A 21,661-nucleotide genomic window follows, 5' to 3' on the forward strand; every position below is an offset into this window, starting at 1 on the left:
CGGAGGACTGGTATCCGGCTGTGGAGAGCGCTGGCATTGCGCTCGAACGCCACCGTGAGCGGGCCCGCGCGGCCTCGTGGCTCGAGGTCGCTCGCCTTCGGATCTGGCTTGATCCGAACGACCTGATCGCGGTCTGAACGTGCGTCCCCGCCCGCCTGGTGGTGCGCGACCACCACGGGACGACGAGCACCTGGACGACCGGACCAGTGCGATCCCTGGACCGGCTGAGCCGGCGCTGAGACGGGCCGCCCCATCCCGTCAGGTAGGGCGGCCCGTCTCGGACGCCCTTACGCGACCCGGACCTCGTTGCAGCGCCGAGCGGACACGACCCCACCGCCGCGACCACGGCAGCCCCCGCTCAGCGGCAGGCGGCGAGACCGCGACTAGTGCGGCGGCCTCCTGCCGGTCCGCTGCCCACTGGTACGCGGCCGTCAGCTCCTGGGCCTCCAACGACGCGGTCTCCAGCTGACCGACCAGCGCGAGGACGACCATCGCGAGGACCAACGGGGCACCAGCGCCAGAGAAGACCTCGCCCCACCGGGTCACCGCGGCGAACGACTCTTGCGGATCGACCGGGGCGCTGATCACCTTCCACGCTGCGACGATCCCCGGCCACCACTCCGCGATCAGGACGCCAGCGACGACACCCAGGACGACCGTGACCGGTCGCAGCGCCTGACCTCGTGTGGCAGCCAGGCGCGCATACGACCGGCACTGCACCACCGACAGGTTCCACCGGCCCGGCCGGCCCGGGTCAGGCCAGCGCCGCCCCCAGTCCCACGCCTCCAAGTGGGCGGTGAGCGCCTCCTCGGACGCGACGATCAGCGGAAGGTGGCGGGTCGCCCGCCACTGACGGAAGTTGCACCGTGCCGACCGGACCGCCACGACCAGGAGGCCCGTCACCACGATCAAGGTCAGAGCCAACCGCCACGTCATCACCGCCGGACCCCAGAAGGTGTCGCCGAGCGTCCGACCTGTCGAGGACGCATCACCCACCCCGGCAGGGCCAGCATCATCCCGAGCGTAGTGAACATCGCCCCCAGGACGACCGACAAGCCCCGTAGGTTGCCGAGGATGTACCACCACGCCCGAGGCCAGTGCGGCCCGCCCGTGACGATGGCGAGGTCAACGAGCAGCAGCACCATGCCCGTGGCGATCAGCGACCACGCCAGTCCGTGGAGCAGGGAACGTCGCGGGGTGTTCACCAGGTCGGTGGAGCGGTACCCGTGACAGACGTGGCCGGCGAGCGCTCGCACGACGTGGACGACCCGTGACATGGAACGGAGCATGGTGCCCGCGTCGGCTCCCGCGGAAGACCCTGCCGGTCCGGCGCCGCCGCGCGCCGGTGACACGGGGCCGCGGAAACGGGAGTCAGCGCCCGGGAAGTCGCCTCTCGAGCGCCCTGATGCGGGCGGACGTCAACAGCATGACGACCCCGCACGCAGCCGCAGCCGCCGCGACGCGTGGCAACAGCGCGTGCGCGTCCAACGCCACTACGGCTGCGGCCCCGATCAGCGCCGCGCACCACCTCATACCCACCATCGCCCTGCGCGCCCGTGCCAAGGACGTCTCATCGCGCGCGTCCTGCGCTCGCCCGGCAGCGATCTCCTTGTCCTGTTGGACGCGTCGGCGGTCTTGGGCGGCTTGGCGGCGCCGTTCGGGCGCGGCGACCACCGTCTCCCACTCCCCGACGAGGAGCGCTGGGTCGATCACTCTCACGGGCACCTTCACCTTGTTGCCCTGGACCCAGTGCGGCGACTTCTCCGGGTCGTCGCGCAGGGTCAGGACGTCCTGTGAGAGCACCTCGTCCAGCTCGGCGAGCCGCTCGTTCGTGGACATCATCAACCACGTGTAGTCGCGAGACGGGAAGCCGGCGACCAGCACTCCGTGCGCCTTCGCAGGCCCCCACGGCGTCGGCACGCCGGGGTCGATCGTCCACCGGTCGTCTGGTACCCACATGGGTGTCCCACCTTCGTCGCCGGACGGCGGACCTTGAAGGGAGTACGTGCGTGCCGCGTCGATGACCTTCACCGGGGTCAGGGCGTCACGGAACGTGGTCGCGTAGACGGTGGCAGCCCGGATGTCGTCGTCCATGCGTCTTTCCTTCGGCGGGTGCGAGGTGTCAGGCGGGGAACGAGACGATCAGTTCGGCGACGCGCTCACTTCGAAACGCTAGCGTGCTACTTCGCGGTCCCGAGCTCGCCACCGCCAGACGACCGCGCCGACTACGGTGCGACCGCTCCGTTGAGGTGCCTCGTAAGCCGCGTTGAGGCTCCGCCATAGGGTGCCGGCACCTCAGCCCGGGTGGTACACGACGCTCTTGCGCGGAACTGCGCGGTGTATGGCGCTGTTGCCGCGTCAGAGCACGCGGATACGTTGCCGACCAAGAGCCGTCGAAGTTAGTGATGAGGTCCCGTGCCCAAGAGAAACCGGCATCGCGAGATCCAGCGCGCCGGGAAGGCGGCCGGCCACCAGGAGGGCAACCGAGCTCCGTCCCCGAGCGCGCATCCACCGCGGGCCGTCGGAAGGATCGGCACTGCCGACGACGCCCGGAGCCTGGCGGAACGGCTCCTCCGCGGCGCACCGTGGCCCGTCGCGGTGATCTCGATCTCATCCACCGCCTCGGAGCCGTACGTCGACGCCCAGGCGCTGAAGGCAGAGGTTGGTGACCTCGCCGAGGTCGTCGTGATCCCGACCAACGAGATCACCTGGGCTTTCTCCGACGTGATGCCTCACATGACGCAGGTCTACGGGGGCGCAGCACGTGTCTACCCCGTGGACCGCGGCTGGCAGTCCGACCCCTACAAGAGCCCGCTGCGGTTCGCGTGGTCTCGGGCGGACTCGGCCCGCGTCGTAGAGGCGCTCGCTCGCGACGTCGCCAGGTTCGCGCTTCAAGCCGGGTCCGCGCACTCCACGAGCGCCGCTGACGGCGCGGTGCAGCGCTCCGGCACCGTGGAGGGCGTCGCGGGGGAGTCGCGCGCCATCGTGAAGCTCGACGACGGCGGCTACGCCACGATCTGGGCAGAGATGACCCTGGTCGGAGTTCTTATCGACCAGATCGCGCGTCGCGGGCAGGCGGTCTGCGGCTCGCTGGACGAGACCCGACGCCTCGACGTGCGCGCTCAGCTGCGGCCGGCCCACGACGCACTCGCGGACTACGCACCCAACGCCAACGTGCTTGCGCGCGTGGCCTCAGTCGGGCCAGACCAGGTGACACTCGAGCTCTATCCGGGAGCCACTTCAGCGGTCCCCAAGGCGCTCATCACGGACAACCCCATGGACCATCTCGAAGACCTCTTCACGGAGGGGGAGGTGATCATCGCGCTCCTGGACTCGATCCAGCTGGGCTCGGACACCGTCAGCGCGAGCCTGCGGCTCGACGTCGTCGACGAGGAGTTGGGATGGACCGCGCCGCCTGCCGTGCTCAGCGGCGGACCGCCGTGGCTCCTGTTCCCACCCGTCGCAGCGGCTTCAGCAGCGCCGCCGCCGGGCCTCGACGGGGGCGCCCTCCTGCGCGACGTTACGGGCCCCGAACCCCTGGTCGAACGCATCATGCCGGCGGTCAACGACGGCCCTCCTCCCTTGGCGCGCTCAACGCCGGGCATCCGGGTGGCCACGCAATCATCAGACCACGCCGCGGGTCTGCAGGAGATCGAGAGCCTTCGCGCGGAGCTCCGTCAGCTCGAGCGAAAGCTCAACGAGGTGACACGCGACCGGGACGCATTGCGCACCCGGCTGCGCACTAGCGGTAGCCAGCGGCGCAAGGCTGAACGGGCTGTTCGGGACGGGGCACCGCGTGATGTCCACACGAGTGAACTTTTCGTCGACCCAGAGGAGCAGTTTCGCTTCGAGGTCCTCGTCGAGTGGGCGTCGCGAATCCCTGCCGGCCAGAAGGAGGAGCGTCCCCTCAGGCCGTACGCAGTTGGTCCTGACTTCCTCTCCAGTATCGATCGGACCCACGGCGCGGAGCGGAGCAAGGTCGTATCTGTGGCTGTAGAGGTCCTGACCGGTCTCGCAGCAGAGCTCGACTCGCGTGAGCTCCATCCCCTGCGCGTCGACGTATCGGGCGGCTCGCCCCCCGTCCGCCGTGGTGACGGTGCGACGTGCATGCGGGTCGCACTTCAACGGAACTCCCCGGCAGCACGGCGGATGCACTTCTGGCAGAACGGCGAACACGTCGAGTTCTCTCGCGTGGTCTCTCATGACGACTTCCGCCCATGAGCGACGTGTGGCGCGACACACCGTCCCGCCGACACCTTGGCGAGGCTTGGAGCCGCCTCCCCGTAGGTCTGCGCCGTGACGGCAGGACTGTGCGCGCGCATGATGCGGTCACCAACGCGGTGATCGCTGGCTCGTTTCCGACAGCGACTAAGCTTCGTGCTTCCTCGTGGCGATGACCTTTGCGATGAGGCACGAGCGATGAAGCTGGTCGAGTGGAACGAGGTGCTCCTAAGCGACCTCCGCAGCCGAGGGCGTCCCGAGCGACGCCTCTACCTCTATGTCGACCGCGAGACCCTCGCGGAGGCCGGCGCCCTTGACCAGCAGGAGGCGTTTGACGACTTCTGCCAGGCGTTCCGCGACGCACGTGGGTCCCGGCCCTTCGCGCTGGGTGCCAGCGCAGCGGCCCGGTGGGCCGGACGTGGCTTCGACGGCGAGCCGCCGTTCGTCGCGGACCTGGCCATGACCGTGCTCGCAGTGACGGAGGAACCGATCGGTGCGCCGCACGGTGTGTACCGGACCCAGAACAGCCTCCTGGGTCGCCCGGCTGAGGCGGAGGCCCCTGCGGGGTACGGCGACGACGTCCCGACCATGTGGCAGGTCTGGAACCGGTGGCTCGAAGGCGCAGGGTCTGCACTCGGCCGGTCTAGTGCGAAGACCCACCACGTGTGGCGCTGGCAGGGCTGGGCCAGGAGCCAAGGACTGGTACGCCACCGCGACCGCTTGGTCATCGAGCAGTTCGTGCAGGAGTGCGGCGGCGGCACCGGGGCGATCGACGTGAAGGACCTCGTTGTCTGGATGCGCTATCGCGGAGCGGTATGCGCGGAACTCTTAAGTCGTGTCGAGCACGACGAGGCGGCACTGGAAGTGGTTCAGGACGTCGTTGACGACGAGGTGGCCCGGTGGCGTCGAGAGGGTCCCCGGGAGTCGAGGCAGCGCACAGCACGGGGACTGCTCCTCTACGACGACTGGTCTGAGGAGCTTTGCGGTGTCGTCCACGCGGACGTGGCTCTCGTCGGTCAGGTTGTCAGCGTGGGACACGGGGAGTCCCTAACGGTCGACGAGTACACCCCGACCGTGCGGGTCGCTGTCAACGGAGCACCCTCCGCCTGGCTGCATGCCGGTATGGAGCACGCCCTCACGCCGAAGCGGTCCGTCATGTTCGGCGGCGGGAGCGTGTTCGTGTTCCACGACGAGCCTGAGCTCGAGGGTCGGGTGCAGACCCAGGCCGCGTCGCACCACGTGCCTCATCACGTCCTCGTTCACGACAGCCGTCGGCGAGATGTGGAGCAAGCCCTTCGAGCGGGAGGCTCGACCGCGACCTCGCGGCCGGTGTTCGACGGCTGGTCCTGGTTCGACGACGTCGTTCTCCCCCGCGAGGCGCCGCTCCTTCGCGCACTGGGTTTGAGCGCGACTATGCCGCCTGTTGCCGAGTCCCTGTCCCTGGTGGGAGGCATGCGCCTGGGGCGAGCCCACCAGTACCTCTGCGGCCACGAGCCCGACGTGGCACTGCCCTCCTCGGATGCCCGTGTCGTCGTTGACGGTACGGGTGTCGCACCAACTCACGAGGCCCCGCCGCGGGTGCGCCTCGCGGAGATCGGCCTCGCCCCCGGTGACCACGCGGTCGAGGATCCCAAGAGCAGGCTCACCTTCCGGACGCTGGCGTTCGTGCGGCAGCACGCCGAGCACGAGCCCGTTCTCCGTCCCGGACGACACGACAGTGGAGACACCTGGACGTTCGCCGATGCGCGCCATGGCCCCGGAGAAGGGCCCGGCCTGGCCGGTGCCCGCGCCATTGGCATCGACGTGCGTGAGCCGGTGCTGCTACACCGGCCGGGATCCGAGTACCTCGTGCTGACTGAGGACGGTTCGGTGCAGCAGGTGCAGCCACTGCGACCGCGATGGCTCGGCCGTCAAGGTCTCGAGCCTCAGGGCCTGGACGTCGACGGCCTGGCGTCGCGCATGGAGGGCGCCGCCGTCGCACTCGCGAGGAGCCCTCGGACTGGCGCCGTTGTGGCCGCTCGGTGCGGCGCGGTGCGTCACGTGGAAGGGGCGGTGCAGCACGTGCCCCGCCCGGACCTGGTTGCCGCCCTGATCTCCGGGCCGGAGTGGAAGTGGGCGGGAGAGCAGGCAGACGATCTCGCCAGGAAGCTCCTCTCACGCGCACTCCGGTGGAACGCTCCGGCCTCGAAGAGCAAGCCGCCGACATCAGCACCCCAGGTCGCCCAGCGCCCCGGAGTCGCCGAGGGAACGCTCGACAACCCGTTCGACGAGGTGCTGATCTGGCTCTCTGAGCGAGAGAGCGCGTCCGCGACTCGCGAGGACTTCATGAGGTCATGGGTCTGGGTCTGCGAGAAGCTCGGACGGCACGACATCGCGAGCGACTGGCGTCGTTCGCTGCAGACTCTGGCCGATCTCGGGCACGTCGAGCAGGACTTCTCGCGGGGCCGTGTCTTCGCCGCACCGGCCGCGGCAGTCGCGCTGCCCGAGGCCAATGGGCTGTTCTGCCTTGCCGGCGCTCGCCCGGCACGCCTGATCGAGCGTCTCGACGACCCCGACGACACTGACCCCGTCGTGGCTGACGGCGTCGCGGTGACGAGCCTCGAAATGCGCACGGCGGTCGACAGCCGCGGCCGAGCGACCGCACCCACCGCCGTGTACATGGAGATGGAGCCACGTCACGCCACTCTGGTGCGTGCCGCGTACGAGCGGTTGGGCGTCGTACTCCACGGCTGCACCGGTCGGTGGCTCATCGACACGATGCCGAGTCTCGACCGCCGAGTGAAGTCGGGACAGCACTTCAGCCATCCCCCCGGGGCGGACGCGCACATCTACGCGGCGGTGCAAGGCGAGTGGCGATGGATCCGGACTTACGACATCGACCGCAAGGGCATGTACCGGTTCCGGCAGGGGCACAGGAGCGTGTTCGCGTGGCGGTCACAGCCGGGAGGGCAGCTCGTCGAAGTAGAGCCGGCCGCCGGGCGCTGGCTCGCCCGCCGCTCTCTCGCGCGCGTGACGCTCGTCCACGAGCACTTCGCCGACCGGCTTCTGGTCGCTGAGGACCTACCGCTCCCCGCGACGCTCCGTCGCGCGCTCGTGCTCCGGTCCGGCATGCCCGGCTACGACGTCCGGTGCCGGCTCCCGAGCGGTGGCGCTGAGGTGCACATGCGGGCGTACGAGAACGTCAACGCTGCCGTTGCGCAGCAGGTGGCCCACATCCTCGGAGCGGAGCTGCGCTCTGAGTACGACCAAGTGAAGGACATCGATGTCTGAGACTTCGCACGCCCCTCTGACCCCTCTTGGGCTGAAGTCCTACCTTGAAGAGGCGTTCCTGCGGTTCTACGAGACGGCGTACGAGGTTCGGGATCGGGGAGTACGAGCCGAGCGCCGACGGCTGCTGACTGAGTCCGGCGCGGCCTTCACCGAGCCGCTCATCGAGCTCCTTCCGCGGTACCGGTCATCGTCTGCATCGGTGGCCGAGGTCACTGAGCGGCTGGGGGTCCCCGAGGCGAGTGGGCTGGTGCGCGCTGGACTCCTGCCCTACGACCACCCGTACACGCACCAGGACGCCGCGCTTCGAGCGAGCGACGCAGGGCGAGACGTCATCGTCGGAACCGGCACGGGTTCGGGCAAGACCGAGGCGTTCCTTCTGCCGGTGCTCTTGGACCTCGTCCGGGAGTCGCGGGACTGGGGTCCCGCCGCTGCAGACACGGCTGCCACGTCGTGGTGGCGGCGCTCCGGTGCCTACGTGCCGCAACGACAGGGCGAGAGCGGCCGTGACCCGGGGGTGCGCGCGTTGCTGCTCTACCCCATGAACGCTCTCGTCGAGGACCAGTTGATCAGACTTCGAGCGGCGCTCGACTCGCCAGCCGCACGTGAGTGGTTCGACGCGAACCGGCCGGGTCACCGCTTCTACTTCGGCCGCTACACGGGGCGCACGCCAGTGCCTGGGTCCCGAGCGTCGGCGAGCGTCGACCGGGTCAACCGTCTCCGGTCGCTGATGAAGGACGCAGACCGTCGGCACGAGCAGCTGCTGCGCCGTATCGCTGAGGGCGCGATCACCGACGACCACGCCCGCTACTTCCTCCCCGCGCTGGACGGGGCGGAGATGCGGTCCCGCTGGGACATGCAGGACCGCGCTCCCGACATCCTGATCACGAACTACAGCATGCTGTCGATCGCACTCTCGCGGTCCGATGAGCAGAGCATGATCCACCAGACCCGTCGCTGGCTGGATGGCGGCGAGGGCCGTCGGTTCACTCTGGTAGTTGACGAGCTGCACATGTACCGCGGTACCGCGGGGACCGAGGTCGCCTACCTGCTGCGCCGGCTGTTCCACGCGCTGGGGCTGGACGAGAATCTGGACCGCCTGCGGGTCATCGGAACCTCCGCCAGCATCGTCGACGACGAGGAAGGCCGGCAGTTCCTGCGTGAGATGTTCGGAAGGCCCGCCGCGCGCTCGTTCGACTTCGTGCGGTCCTCCCAGGACCTTCCTCCTGGTGCTGGTGACCTTCAGCAGTGGGCCCCGGGACTTGCCGCAGGAGGTGGTGGGAGCTCACTTGGTGTCGCGCCGTCGGACGAGGACATCGCGCATGCTCTCGCGAACGCCCTCACGACCGATGGACATGTTCGACCGGCCCGCGTCTCCACGGTCTCGGAGCGACTGTTCCCCCAGAGCTCGCCAGAGCTCCGGGACCGAGCCCTCGAGGGCCTGGTCGAGCACGTCGCGAGGCAGGAGCAGCCGGCCGTCCGGCTCCGCGCGCACTACTTCGCCCGGACTCTCCAGGGACTGTGGGCGTGCGCGCGTCCCGACTGCCCGGAGGTCGAGGCCGAGGACCGTTCCGCGGGGCGACGCATAGGAAAGATCTACGCCGCCGCGCGACTGACGTGCGAGTGCGGGTCCCGAGTCCTCGAGCTTCTCTACTGTCAGTCGTGCGGGGAGAGCATGCTCGGCGGGTACGTCGCCCTCGCGGGTACTCGGCAGTTCCTAATCCCGACGACGGCGAACCTTGACGACCTGCCTGACTACGCGACCATGCAGCGCGACGCGTCGAGCTACCGGGTGTACTGGCCTACGGACCGCTCACCGGTCGTGGGCAAGCCGTGGGAGCGCAAGGGCACGATGCTCCCGGGTGACTCACGAGCGCCGGTCTACAAGATGGACTTCGTACGTGCCGCGCTCAAGTCCGGGACCGGACAGCTGACCCACACAGCCCAAGGCGCGACCGGGATCACCTACAGGCTCCGAGCGGACGGCGCGGAGTCCCGTATGCCGGCCTTCCCGACCCGGTGCCCGTCGTGCGGCGACGACTGGGAGTACGTCAGCAAAGGCTCGGTCGAGGACAGGCGACGGTCCGGTTCGCCGATCCGCACGCAGGGTGTCGGTTTCGACCGCGCGAACCAGGTGCTCACCGGGGCACTCAAGCGCCGGCTGCAGTCGAGCCTCGTCGTCTTCTCCGACAGTCGGCAGGGCGCCGCCAGAGTCGCGGCCAACCTCGAGCTCGCGCACTACCTCGACCTCGTCCGAGCCCTCGTGCTCGAGGCGCTGTCCGGTGCGCAGGGAGCCGTTGACCTCGCCGAGGCGTACGTCCGCGGAGCCGACACCAGCGAGGCGGCGCAGGCGGCGTACTCGGCGATCGAGGCCGAGTCTCAGCCGACGGCTACCGCTCTGATGAAGCGGGCCAACGGGATGTCACTGACCAAGCTCGACGAGGAAGCGCTGGCGGCCTTGGCGCGCCGGGACACGGGCAGCCTCAACCTCGTGGAGGTCGTCACCAAGATCGGTCCGCGCCTGCTCGACGTCGGGGTCAACCCCGCCGGTCCCGCCCCGAGCCTGCAGCAGACCAAGTCAGGGAGGCCCTGGTCGACCCTCTACGACTGGGAAGCGAGCCCTGTCCGGGTGCGCCCAGTTCTCGACCAGGAGGGGCGAGAGCTGCTCGGGAACATCGAGGCGGCCCTCGGGACCCAGGTGATCCGGACCGTCTTCGCCGGTGGCGACCGTGATGTCGAGGCGCTGGGCATCGCCCGCGCGGTGCCGACGACGCCGTTCCGACCGTCGGGAGTGCCGACTGACGTCGCCGACGAGGTGGCCTCCTCGCTGATCCGTATCGTCGGCCGTCGGCGTCGCACGATCTGGACGAGCGACGGTGGAGACAAGTGGCCGACCCATACCCGCGACTACGCGCAGGCGGCGGCGGACGCGGCGAAGCTGCCGATCACCGGTGAGGACCTTCTCGACGCGTTCACCTCGCACATGAAGGCCGGTGCGGCGGCCGGCTTCCGGCTGACCCCGGACTCCATCAGGCTGGACCTCGCCGCCGACAACGACCTCTGGCGGTGCTCCACGTGCCAGACCCGGCACCTTCACCGCAGTGCCGGCGTCTGCGTCGCCTGCCTCCGCCCGCTGACGGAGGTGCAGGCCCGGTCCGAGATCGACGAGCCGTACTACACCTGGCTCGCCACGCAGGACGGAGGCGTCTACCGACTCCACTGCGAGGAGCTCAGCGGGCAGACCGACGTGCAGGAGGCACAAGCCCGCCAGGCGCGGTTCCAGGGCGTCCTCGTCCAGGACCAGGACGAGCGCCCGGAGGTCGATGTCGTCGACACGGTCGACGTCCTCTCGGTCACGACGACGATGGAGGCCGGGGTCGACATCGGCGCACTGAAGGGCGTCGTCATGGCCAACATGCCCCCGCAGAGGTTCAACTACCAGCAGCGCGTAGGTCGGGCAGGCCGACGCTCGTCGCACTTCTCGGCCGCGCTCACCGTGTGTCGGGGTGCTCGTAGCCACGACGAGCACTACTTCGCCAACCCCGAGTCGATCACTGGTGACGACCCGCCCCAGCCGTTCCTCGACACGTCCTCGCTTGCGATCCTCCAGCGAGCCTTCGCGGCCGAGGTCCTCACCCGCGCCTTCAGAAGGTGCGAGACAGAGGTCGCAGGGTTCGAGCCCGGGCGCAGCGTCCACGGGCAGTTCGGGTCGGTCGAGGAGTGGCAGAGCTCGGACGGCCTCAGGAACTTTATTGCCACGGTGCTCACGGAGATGCACGACGACGCAGAGCGGATCGCGAGAAGTCTGCTGCACGAGGCACGCGTGGAAGTCACTGCGAGGGAGCTGGCTGATTGGGCGTCGCGTGACCTCCTCCACCTCGTGTGCGAGGCCGTCGAGTCGGCACGTGTCCCCGATCTCTCGGAGGCGCTTGCGCAGCACGGGGTACTGCCGATGTTCGGCTTCCCGACCACGACGCGGGTCCTCTACACGTCATGGCCGAAGGGCAACCAGGAGGGCGCACTCGACCGGGACGCCCCGATCGCCCTGTCCGAGTTCGCTCCGGGCGCTGAGCTCGTCAAGGACAAGCGGATCCACACGGCTGTGGGCGTCGTGGACCTCCGCCAGCGGACGAACGGCAGCTGGTACGAGGGGGACGCGCCGCTGTCGCAGCGTAGGCAGGCCGGCGTCTGCCGGTCGTGCCTGGCGTTCTCTGACACGCCCGGCTTGGCGTGCGCTGTGTGTGGAGCGACTGCTCCTGAGTACGAGGTCATCGAAACCGCGGAGCCAGCTGGTTACCGGACGTCCTTCAAGCCGCGCGACTACGAGCAGCTCGGCGAGCCCACTGCACGGGCGTCGCAGCCCCGCATGACCCTGGGTGATGTCGAGTACGTCGAGCGCGGCGAGAACGCGGTCGTGCGCTCGGCGAACACAGAGATCGTGTCGGTCAACGACAACCGTGGCCGGCTGTTCACCTTCGTCAGAGCGAGCCGTCCGTACGAGGGCAAGCAGAACGAGCAGGCGGGGCTGCTAGCCACCGACCTCCTGGAGCGAGACAGGCGTCAGCAGGTCGGTCTGAACTATGTCGAGGCGAGCGGGGAGCCGCTGTCACCCGTCGCGCTCGCCGCCCGTCGACGCACCGACGTCCTGAGCCTGGGAGTGGCGTCGATGCCGACCGGCCTTGCGATCGACCCACGCGAGCCAGCGGGCCGTGGGGCGTGGGGCTCGCTGGGATTCCTCATCCGGGATGCGGCAGCGAAGTGGCTCGACATCGGCTCCGACGAGATGGAGGTGGGCGTCCACCCGGTGACCAACGGCTCTGGGGTTCGTGGTGAGGTCTTCATCGCTGACACGCTCGAGAACGGCGCTGGGTATGCCGTCCGGTTGGCCGAGCGCTTCGAGGAGCTGCTCGATGTCGCCGACGAGCACGCGGGGCGACTGGCGCGGCACGGCGCCCCCGCTTGCGACTCCAGCTGCTACCAGTGCCTCCGCGACTACAGCAACCGCAGCTGGCACGCTCTCTTGGACTGGCGGCTTGGAGTCGACCTGCTCGACCTGCTCCGGGGAAGGAGCATCGACCTCGGACGTCACGCCGAGCGCGACTTACGTGCGGCATCGGCCGTCGCGGGCGACTTCGGGCTGCAGGTGGAGGGCATCGAGCTGCCGACGGTCATCGGCCGGCGAGGAGTGCTCGCAGTAACCCATCCTTTTGAGTCCACCACGCCGGTGGACGCGGCAGAGCGGGTCCGGGCAGTCCGCGACCGGTACCCGGACGCGCGGTTCGCGTCTTCGTTCGAGATGCTCCGGCGGCCGGGAGCACTCCTGGCCGGGCTGATGGGCTGAGGAGGAGTGACTGGTGGCTGACGACGAGTACATCGAGGTTCCGGCTGTCGTCCGGATGCCCAAGGGTGAGCGCCTCGCCGACTCCAGGAAGACCGAAGGATGGAGCCGTGGCTTCACCCCGAAGTCCTCGGACAAGGGGCCTGAGCACGTAGAGATCCGCCTTACGGGGAAGGGTGACGCGTCGGCGGACGGGCCGGAGCCGGAGGTCGTGTACATCCACGAGTATGTCGAGCCGCAGAAGACGCGCGAAGAGGAGGAGGCCGAGGAGCTGCTGCGGCTGCTCGTTGTCATCGCAGTAGTCAAGGCCGCCGAGTGGGCTCAGCCGCACGTGCGGCGTCTCCTCACCGAGCACGTCCTCCCGTTCCTGGTCGAGAAGCGCAAGCAGTGGCGAGAGCGGGTGGCGAGACGCAGGGCGGCCAAGGGGAGATCGAGTGGAACAGGGCCTGGTGCGGTTCGACCTGCCGAAGGCACCCGCGCGGCCCTGAGCGTCTACGAGGCCGACATGACCAGCGACGAGGCTCGTCGGCACCTGGTGGAGCTGCTGATCGCCGAGCACTTCGTCAACGAGAAGCGGCGGCTCCTCGCGAACGCAAGGATCGCCGAAGATGTCCCCTCGGAAGTCGCCGGTGCGGTCCAGGCTCTGACACCGAAGCAGGTCGCAAAGGCGCTCGAGTCGATCTTGGCCTCGAAAGCAACCGTGCTCGATGACATCAGGTGGGTGCTCGCGGCTGGGGGCGAGGGGTATCCGCGGCAGCTAGAGGGCAGCCGCCTGCACGAGGTGCTGCGCCTCACGCAGAACGAGTAGGAGCGCCACCGAAGGCGGTCGGCGACGCGCCGTCCAAGCCGCCCTGTGGCAGGTCGGCCACCACGCATGAGAGTCAGGTCGGCCGCCGCGACGCTGCCCGGAGTGCTGGCGAGCACCCTGAGTCTTGCCGGGGGTGCGAACCGGTGGCCCTTGCACGGCGCGTCGTGCTTGCGCGTTAGGCTCGTCCGCGGCAAGCTGCAACACATGTTCGATCACATGACGACTGAGGTGGCACGATGAGTGAGGCCGGGGGCTTCCGCTACGCCGACCTGTTCGCAGGTATCGGCGGCTTCGCCGCGGTGCTCGAGGCACTCGGTGGCGAGCACGTGTACTCGGTCGAGATCGACGAGCACGCCTCCAGGGTGTACGCCCTCAACTGGGGCCGCAGCCCCTACGGCGACATCACCAAGGACGCCACCGATGACGTCATGAACGTCGGTCAGCACGACGTCCTCGCCGCCGGCTTCCCTTGCCAGCCCTTCTCCAAGAGCGGTGCTCAGAAGGGTATGGACGAGATCCGGGGGACACTCTTCTTCAACATCATGGAGGTGGTGCAGGCCCACCACCCCACCCTCGTGGTGCTGGAGAATGTCCGCAATCTCGCGGGCCCACGGCACGTCCACGAGTGGGAGGTGATCATCGAACGCCTGCGCGCGGAGGGTTACCAGGTCTCAGAGACGTCGGCGATCTTCTCCCCTCACCAGATCGACCCGGCGTTCGGAGGGGCCCCGCAGGTCCGGGAGCGGGTCTTCATCACCGCGACGCTTGTACCCGAGGGGCACGTGGCCGATCCTCATGTGCCGCCCGTTTCGCTGCCCCCCCACGTCCGCATGAGCCGCGAGTGGGACCTCGCCGATGACCTCCCGCTTGACCCGAGACGCCAGGTGCCCGGTACGGACCTCGGCGACGACGAGATCGTGTGGGTCGACCACTGGGAACAGTGGGTGCAGTTCATGTACGCGCTACGGGCGTCGGACGCTGACGCCGCCGGTGAGCCGGCACGCCGCCTACCCGGCTTCCCGATATGGGCCAACGTGTGGGTGGCCGAGAGGCTGCGGAACGAGTTGATGTACCCGGGAGGGGTGCGTGTCCCGGCGTGGAAGGCCAACTTCTACACGAAGAACTGGGACCTGTACGACCGGCTTCGTCGCGTCGACGGCCCATGGCTCCGCAAGTGGCTGGCGACGACGCGGACATTCCCGGAGAGCCGACAGAAGCTCGAGTGGCAGGCGCAGGACGAGACTTCTCTCTGGAAGTGCGTCCTGTCACTGCGGCCGTCCGGCATCAGGGCGAAGCGCATGACGCACCTGCCTGCGCTCGTCGCGATCACGCAGACACCGATCCTTGGTCGGCGTGACGAAGAACATCGCTCTCCTCGAGAGGCCGCTCGTCGCCTGTCTCCTCGGGAGGCCGCTCGACTCCAAGGACTCCCCGACGAGTTCGCCTTCGGGCAGCAGCGGGACGCGCTGACGTACAAGCAGCTCGGCAACGGAGTCAACGTTGGCGTGGTGTGGAACGTGCTCAAGGCCCACGTCGAGCGCGACAGGGACCTCTTGCTGGCCTCCGAGCGCGGCCACGCGATCTACGACTCGATCGCGTCGGCACCGGACTCGCCCCAGGAGCCGGTGCGAGAGGCGCTGTCCCGTAGACGAGTTGCTGTAGATGCCGACGAGCTGGTGCCGGCTGGCACGTCCTGACGTGTGCACACCCAGGGGGTGAGCGCCTGTGTCGAGAGAGCGGAGCGAGAGGGCCGGCGCCGAACCGTCCCGCCGGCGACCCGCACCCGGTGTGTCCGCGCGGTACTCCCGACTCGCCCGGACGGGAACAGCACCGGAGATGCTGCTCAGGCGTGAGCTGCACCGACGAGGCAAACGGTTCCGCGTCGACACGCGCATCGAGGGTCTACCGCGTCGCAAAGTCGACATCGCATTCATCCGGTGGCGCGTGTGCGTGCTGGTGGACGGCTGCTTCTGGCACTCATGCCCTGACCACGGGACCGTGCCGCGGACCAACCGGGAATGGTGGGTGTGGAAGCTCGAGCGCACCCGTCAGCGGGACGCTGACACGGACGCAGCGCTGAGCGCTCTGGGCTGGACGGTGGTCCGTGTGTGGGAGCACGTGCCGCCCGTTGTCGCCGCTGATCTCGTGGAGGCCGCGTTGAGGCGCGCTGTCGCCGACCGCGACGACTGAGGCCGCCAACGGCGGGCGCACCTTCCGATGGAGCACGGTGCGGCCCCCGGGCTACAGAGGGACCGAGCGTGTCGACCGCGCGGTCGATGGCGGCGCTGGTAGCAATGGCGCCATGGGATCCGAGATCGTCGATCAGATCGCGCTGGATGGTTCGCTCGTTCATGACAGGGACGTGACCCTGTCGCCACGCCGGAAGCGCGAACTCGTGTTCGACGCCCTTCCGGGAGCCTGGAGCGAAGAACTTGGTGGACGCTCGGTCGTTCGCTTCCACGACCAAGTCATCTTGACCAAGCAGGTCACGCACCTCGGTCGACCGTGGGAGGCATTCAAGAAGCGGATCCAGATCCCACGATACTGGGTCGATGTCGAGGAGCGCGGACGCGCTCACGGCCTCACCGTGCGGTTTATAGGCGTCTACCACCATCACGACACGACGATCTTCGTCGACTTCGACCCGGCGACGTACGTCAAGCGCAAGGCGAACAACTCAGCGGCGCACGTCTCGACAAACGACCTCTTCCAAGCGCAGACGCTCGGGCAGTTCTCACGAGAAGACAAGAACGGCAACCGACTCACCAGCGTGCGTGCCGACCAGTTCGCAACCTACCTACTCGAAGGCTACGAGGAGAAGAACCCGCACATCGAGGTGCTTGACCGCTTCAGCGAGGTGTTCCTTGACGGGGCCCGCGTCGACGGCCTGACCGCGGTGCAGGAGATGCACGCCAGCCGCTGGCCCGATCGTTTCCAGAACGAGTGGGCGGGCTTTTACGTCGAGTACCGCTTGAGTCGTTACCTGGCCGAGCACGACCTTACTGGCCTGGTCAGGGTACAGAAGGAGAAACGCAGAGGGGAGTTCGACTACGACCTGCGGTTCCTCAGGGACGGCGTACTGGAGCACTACGGTGATCTCAAGGCTTCGAGCGTCGCGGTCAAGGACTCGCCGGGAAACGATGCAGCGAGCTTCTTCCGCTGCCTTGCCGAAACCGGGAGGTTCTGGTACGTCATCTACGAGCACGAGACCTGGCACGGGCGCGACAGCGGTAACACTTCAACGATTGCCTGGAATGACTGGCGCATGTCAGTCGGACACGTCGGGAGAAGCAAGGTCTACGACCCTCTGTCCTACGCTGGGCGCTTCAAGGAGGCGGTGCGGTTTGTCAGCGTCAAGGTCCTCGAGGTCAACCAGGCGAACGTCAGCAGCGTCCTCGGGGATTTTCAAGAGGGATTCAGGCAGCCTGACGGATCAACCCGGAAGGGGAAGGTTATGATTAAGAAGAAGGACATCGACAACTTCCTGATCTACACGAAGTCGATCGAGTTGCTGCCCGAGTCGTAGTCCCAACAATGCACCTAACCGGTGAGTGAGACTGCAGCCAGGGCGACGGCCCTGGGTTCTCCCCTGACGGGGAGCGCCCAAAAAACACCAGCCAGCCCGGTCACGGCCAGGGATGGGTGCCGGTCAGTGCGTGGGTCTTCAACTTGGCAGCCTGGTCGATCAACTCGACGACTCGTTTCACACGCGCAAGGTGCTCCTGAGCCAGGCCCTTCTTGAAGTTTGTGGGCGTGCCGCCTGTATGCGCCACCTCGCCACGCAGTCGGACGAGCGATTCGATCCCTGACTTGTCCGCCTCTTCAAGCGCGCCCCACACATCCACGCCGACTCGTTCAAACAGCGCGATGGTGTTCTTGGCGTTCGCGGTGTTCATACCAAACGGGGGTTTGTCGCCCTCGGTCCCCTTGGCGTACTCGGTGACGCACCGGGTCCAGAGTCCTTTCCAGCCGGGGTGGACGGAGTACTCCCACTGAGAGGGTTGCATCGCCTCGATCGCTTTGCGTGCGGTCGCCGGCACGTTTTCAGGTCTGGTGTCCTTGGCAAGGTGTCGGGTGACTTCGACCGCTAGGTCCTCGACGTACCCTTCCCAGGCGGCGTACGTGAGCACGACCGCTGCGACGAACATGCTTGTCTCTTGCGCGGTCGGTTTGCCCCTGCCTTGCTTCGTACCTTGCATGAGACGTTCGGGGTGTCCGATCGCTGTCTGGAAGGCCGCGAACGCACTACTGCTCATGGGGTTGCCCTCCCAAGCGTTTGCCTCGACTCAGTCGACAGCGTCCGTGATGAGGCCGTATGGCGCGACCTCGGGATTGCGGGTGTAGTGCGCTACCACGTGATTCTCGACGAGATTGGGCGGAGAGTTGTCGATCACAACCAACTGCGCGCCCAGGCCATCCCTTCCCAGCCACCCCAGGACATGGCGGTAGAAGTTCTCGACGAGACGAGTGTCAGCGAAGTCTGGGTCAGTCTCCGTGACTCCGTGACCAAGGTTCTTCTGCGGACTGTCGATGACGAGCAATCCGGGCGCAGCCGCCCCGCGCTCGAAGGCAAGTTCCCAGATGGCAAGATGGTAAGCCAGACTGATAAGGACGAGGCCGCCGCTGCTGGCGCTAGAGTAAGGCATGGCACGGACGACCGGAATCAGGTCGCTGCCAATGCTAGCGTCCCGCAACTTCGGATATTCGAAGTCTTCCAGTATGGACGCGAAGCGATCCGACAACGCCCGAATGACGGCCTCCCGGTCAGGCCGGTTCTTGGCTGCGGACCTTTGCTTTCGCAGACGATCCAGCGCTGTCTCGAGTCTCTCACGCCGCTCTGTGGCGTCCGCTACTCGCTGCCAAACGCGCAGTCCGCTGTCAGCAAACTGCATCCGAAGACGTGCTTCTGCCCGGAGGGAAGTCAGCCCATCACGCTCAGCGAGCCAAGGAGCTGGGGTCTCAACGACCCGGTCGACCTCCGATGCCAGGCGCTCTACTTCGGCCTCAGCGGTGCGAAGTTCCTGACGCAGGCGGGCTCGGTCGTCGTCCAGCCGGCTCCAGTAGTCGTTCAGATCGTTGAGGCGTCGACTCGCCGCACGGAGCTCTGACTCGATCAGGTCTCTCCCGGGTGACGACGGGGTGAGGTGGGCCTCTTCGCTCTCGGCGGGGGGAACGGTGCTGCGGCACAGCGAGCAGACGCCGTCGGCGACCGCGGGGGGTTCGGTCAGCGCCGAAAAGCAAGCCGGGCACGTTGTCACGTCCAGTGGGTTGAAGAGCCGCTCGGCTTCGCGCAGGAAGGTGAGCTTTTTCTTGTCGTCTGCGTACTGTGCCCGGAGCGCAGTTAGGCGGCTGAGCAGACTGTCCCGGTCCCGAAGCCGCACCGCCGCCCTGGAGGCCGCCCGTTGTGCTCGACCAAGCGCGATGCGCACTTCAGAAATCGCTCCCGAGGTGGTGAGTTGCATCGAATCGAGGGATTCGATCGCCGTGCCCACGGCCACGACGGTAGCCGCGGCCTCCTCCAAAGTCCGCTCCAACTCCAGGATGCCCATCGGGTAGTCCTCGCGTGCCACCTGTTCCAGGGCGGCCTCCGCGCGCCTCGCGGCGGTCACCGCCTCAGAAGCCTCCCTAATGTTTGCTTGAAGTTCGGCCGCTTGTGGGTCGTGGACGCCGAACATGACATCGACGAGTTGCCGGAACTTCTGCCGAACCATCGGGGCCGAGCGTTCGAACGCTAAGTCCATATTGTCTAGGCGTTGATTGGGAAGAAACATCACACGGAAGACATCGCGGATGCTCAGGAGCTGGAACCTGGACTCCTCCTTTGTGGGCGCTTCGGGCAGTCGCACGCCATCCAGATCGAAAGCCCCGAGGACGAGTTGGGAGAGCCCTTCAGGATCACTCGGCGGATCGGTGCTGACGCGCTGCTCACGTGCGTGGGAGAGCTCGTTCAGCGGCCCGCGCCAGACCGAGGCGAATGGTGACGGGCTGCCTACTGCGGACCGCTCGATGGTGTTGATTTCGCCGCGGAGTTCGAGTTCGAGCATCGCGGACCTGACAGCTCCCACGATCTCGGGATGCTGGGGGTGCTCCTTGCCCCCCAAGAGATATTGGACGAACTCCGCGGTGCTGGTCTTTCCGGTGTGGCTCGGACCGGCGATCACTGAGAGCGGGCGGACATCACCGTGGTCATCAACGAACCTCACCCCGTAGGGGCCCTTGCCGGCGACACCAACCAGTCGCAGTTCCCGTAGCCGGAGGCCGGTTGGCCCCGTCTTGGCGTCGGTCATCGAGCGGCCTCCCCCTGAATCGTTCCTGACTCCCTGGTTACGTCGTCGAAGAGGTCGACCTGGAGCCACGACGTGCCAAGCCAGTTCTGCACGTTGGCACGTAGCCGGGCGTCCGAGAGTTGAGCGAGACGCCGCACGACCACCCGAGCGGACGTGCGGTAGGCGTCGGCATACACCGTTGACATGTCGTTGCCGAGAGCACATCCCTTCTCAGTGAGAGCGATTGTGCCGCCGTGTAGGGAGACCAACCCATAGGCCACCAGGAGTGCGAGGTCGTGCTGCAAGCGGCGCCGTCGCGACACCCACCTCTGGCCAGTCGATGCGTAGGACAACTGATCCTCGGTGAATCCCGCGAGCTTCAACTCGAGGCGGTCATTGTAGTCACGGGTGGTCCCGTCGGCAGGAATCACGACGAAAGGGTTGGCAGCGAAGAAGTCGTAGTACCCGAGTCGGTCCAGGTTCGGCACTGGCTTCATGACATCGGTGGCTGCCGACAGGAGCAAGATCAGTTGCGAAAGGCGGAAGAGGTCATGCGCCTCCGCGTCCCATGGGGTGACGTCAAGACCTACTCTGGGATCTCCTGGTAAAGAACTGTCTGACAGCGGGCTCATGCGTCGATCTCCAAACCCGTGCTGGAGACCGCAGTCCTATACGTACCAGCGATTTCCCTCCAGTGAGAGACCCACCCCGCGTGCGCGTTCTCAACCAGCCGGTGCGCGATTCCTCGCCGGTGTGCCGGTCGGAGCAGGAGCGGCTCAGGATCAGCCACCCCCTCGGCGTCGGCCAGGACCTCGTCGATAAGCCCTGCGATGCGTCCGGCGGGGTCAGCGTCTGGGATCCGACGATTGAAGCGCTGCTCCCAGCGGTACTGGATTTCGAGATGGAGCTCGTTGATCGCCGCCCTCGCGCTTTCGTCACCGCGCGCAGTCAGGTCCCGGAACAGGGCGTCCGCAGCGAAGAAGAGGCCGCGGGCAGCGTCGGTCTCAACTGTGCCCGCTTCCTCGAGTTGCCGGACGAATAGCGCGTCGTCGAACGCTGATAGGTCATCGGTAGTGCTCACCGGCTCGGCGCTCCGTGGCAGAGTGGCGAGAGACGCGAAGTACGATGCGCGGATGCTGTCGGCGTCCGCCCGCATGAGCTGCCGGCGGAGTTCGGACCCCCCTAGGAGGTAGATCGGGACCTTAGCTTTCCGGCTGGCTCTGCCCGACCAGCCGTCGAACCACTGACGTTCTTCGGGCGACATGTCACACGGAATCGCTAGGTACCAAGCATCGAGGCGTAGCCCGTGTGTAGCCGCTTCCTTGCAGACTTGCTGGAAGGAGTCCCGGATCTGTTGCCGCTGACTGGGTCCGATGCCGTCGAGGAAGAACTTCGACTGCCAGACCGTCAAGGTCTCGTCGAACCGCCCCGCGTAGGTATCGATCCCCCAGTCGTAGCCGCCGGGTCCGGCCACCGTGTCCGCGGTCGGGTGCTTGAGCGACACGAGGTCGGTGACGAGTGCCTGGAACTGCTGCCGCGCGCCGCCCTCGGTGAGCGCCATCGTCTGGAACAGTTGGAATAGCAGCCTCGGCTCAGGGAGCACGGCGCACTCCAGCGTCGCGGGGTCCGCTTCCATCTCGGCACGTACATGTCCCGCGCGGGGTCGGCGCGATCGGGGACATGGACCTACCATGCCAAAGCCTCATGTCGGATGTGCTCGGTTGCGGTCAGACGCGCAGGGAACTCTCTGACTGGGCCCAA

Annotated in this window: 14 protein-coding genes; 7 read left to right on the plus strand and 7 right to left on the minus strand. The window is 67.5% G+C overall.

The window, feature by feature from the left end:
- Positions 1-258 precede the first annotated feature (258 nt).
- From ICW40_RS05705 to ICW40_RS05715, 3 genes are all read right to left on the minus strand, one after another.
- The gene (locus ICW40_RS05705) at positions 259-924 is read right to left on the minus strand and encodes a hypothetical protein (RefSeq protein WP_221652871.1); all 666 of its coding nucleotides are present in this window, start codon (positions 922-924) and stop codon (positions 259-261) included.
- An 11-nt stretch (positions 925-935) separates the two neighbouring features.
- The gene (locus tag ICW40_RS05710) at positions 936-1,277 is read right to left on the minus strand and encodes a hypothetical protein (RefSeq protein ID WP_221652872.1); all 342 of its coding nucleotides are present in this window, start codon (positions 1,275-1,277) and stop codon (positions 936-938) included.
- 94 nt (positions 1,278-1,371) lie between these two features.
- A complete protein-coding gene (locus ICW40_RS05715; RefSeq protein ID WP_221652873.1) occupies positions 1,372-2,094 on the minus strand; it encodes a hypothetical protein in 723 nt (240 codons plus the stop codon).
- A gap of 321 nt (positions 2,095-2,415) precedes the next feature.
- Here ICW40_RS05715 and ICW40_RS05720 point away from each other — a divergent pair, with 321 nt between their 5' ends.
- The 7 genes from ICW40_RS05720 to ICW40_RS05750 all read left to right on the plus strand — a co-directional run bounded on the left by ICW40_RS05720 (position 2,416) and on the right by ICW40_RS05750 (position 17,160).
- Positions 2,416-4,221, plus strand: coding sequence for a hypothetical protein (locus tag ICW40_RS05720; protein WP_221652874.1), 1,806 nt, complete (start codon positions 2,416-2,418; stop codon positions 4,219-4,221).
- 198 nt (positions 4,222-4,419) lie between these two features.
- Positions 4,420-7,491, plus strand: coding sequence for a hypothetical protein (locus tag ICW40_RS05725; protein WP_221652875.1), 3,072 nt, complete (start codon positions 4,420-4,422; stop codon positions 7,489-7,491).
- Entirely contained in the window at positions 7,484-12,829 is a 5,346-nt protein-coding gene (locus ICW40_RS05730) for a DEAD/DEAH box helicase (protein ID WP_221652876.1), read from the plus strand. Before ICW40_RS05725 ends, ICW40_RS05730 begins: the two co-directional genes overlap by 8 nt.
- 13 nt (positions 12,830-12,842) lie before the next feature.
- The gene (locus ICW40_RS05735) at positions 12,843-13,634 is read left to right on the plus strand and encodes a hypothetical protein (protein ID WP_221652877.1); all 792 of its coding nucleotides are present in this window, start codon (positions 12,843-12,845) and stop codon (positions 13,632-13,634) included.
- A gap of 236 nt (positions 13,635-13,870) precedes the next feature.
- On the plus strand, positions 13,871-15,331 hold the full coding sequence (gene dcm / locus ICW40_RS05740) for a DNA (cytosine-5-)-methyltransferase (protein WP_221652878.1): 1,461 nt from the start codon (positions 13,871-13,873) through the stop codon (positions 15,329-15,331).
- A gap of 91 nt (positions 15,332-15,422) precedes the next feature.
- Entirely contained in the window at positions 15,423-15,824 is a 402-nt protein-coding gene (locus ICW40_RS05745) for a very short patch repair endonuclease (RefSeq protein WP_308121647.1), read from the plus strand.
- Positions 15,825-15,936: 112 nt separating this feature from the next.
- Complete coding sequence (locus ICW40_RS05750; protein WP_221652880.1) at positions 15,937-17,160, plus strand: hypothetical protein; 1,224 nt, start codon at positions 15,937-15,939, stop codon at positions 17,158-17,160.
- Between the two features lie 100 nt (positions 17,161-17,260).
- On the opposite strand, the gene ICW40_RS05755 is transcribed toward ICW40_RS05750, so the two are convergent.
- From ICW40_RS05755 to ICW40_RS05770, 4 genes are all read right to left on the minus strand, one after another.
- The gene (locus tag ICW40_RS05755; protein WP_221652881.1) at positions 17,261-17,782 is read right to left on the minus strand and encodes a HEPN domain-containing protein; all 522 of its coding nucleotides are present in this window, start codon (positions 17,780-17,782) and stop codon (positions 17,261-17,263) included.
- A 138-nt stretch (positions 17,783-17,920) separates the two neighbouring features.
- Entirely contained in the window at positions 17,921-19,921 is a 2,001-nt protein-coding gene (locus ICW40_RS05760) for a hypothetical protein (protein WP_221652882.1), read from the minus strand.
- Entirely contained in the window at positions 19,918-20,532 is a 615-nt protein-coding gene (locus ICW40_RS05765; protein WP_221652883.1) for a hypothetical protein, read from the minus strand. The genes ICW40_RS05760 and ICW40_RS05765 overlap by 4 nt, the downstream gene beginning before the upstream one ends.
- Positions 20,529-21,536 carry a hypothetical protein gene (locus tag ICW40_RS05770; protein WP_221652884.1) on the minus strand — a complete coding sequence of 336 codons (1,008 nt, stop codon included), beginning with the start codon at positions 21,534-21,536 and terminating at the stop codon, positions 20,529-20,531. The genes ICW40_RS05765 and ICW40_RS05770 overlap by 4 nt, the downstream gene beginning before the upstream one ends.
- Positions 21,537-21,661 lie beyond the last annotated feature (125 nt).

This window comes from Actinotalea ferrariae (genome assembly GCF_019733465.1).
GTDB lineage: Bacteria > Actinomycetota > Actinomycetes > Actinomycetales > Cellulomonadaceae > Actinotalea > Actinotalea ferrariae_A.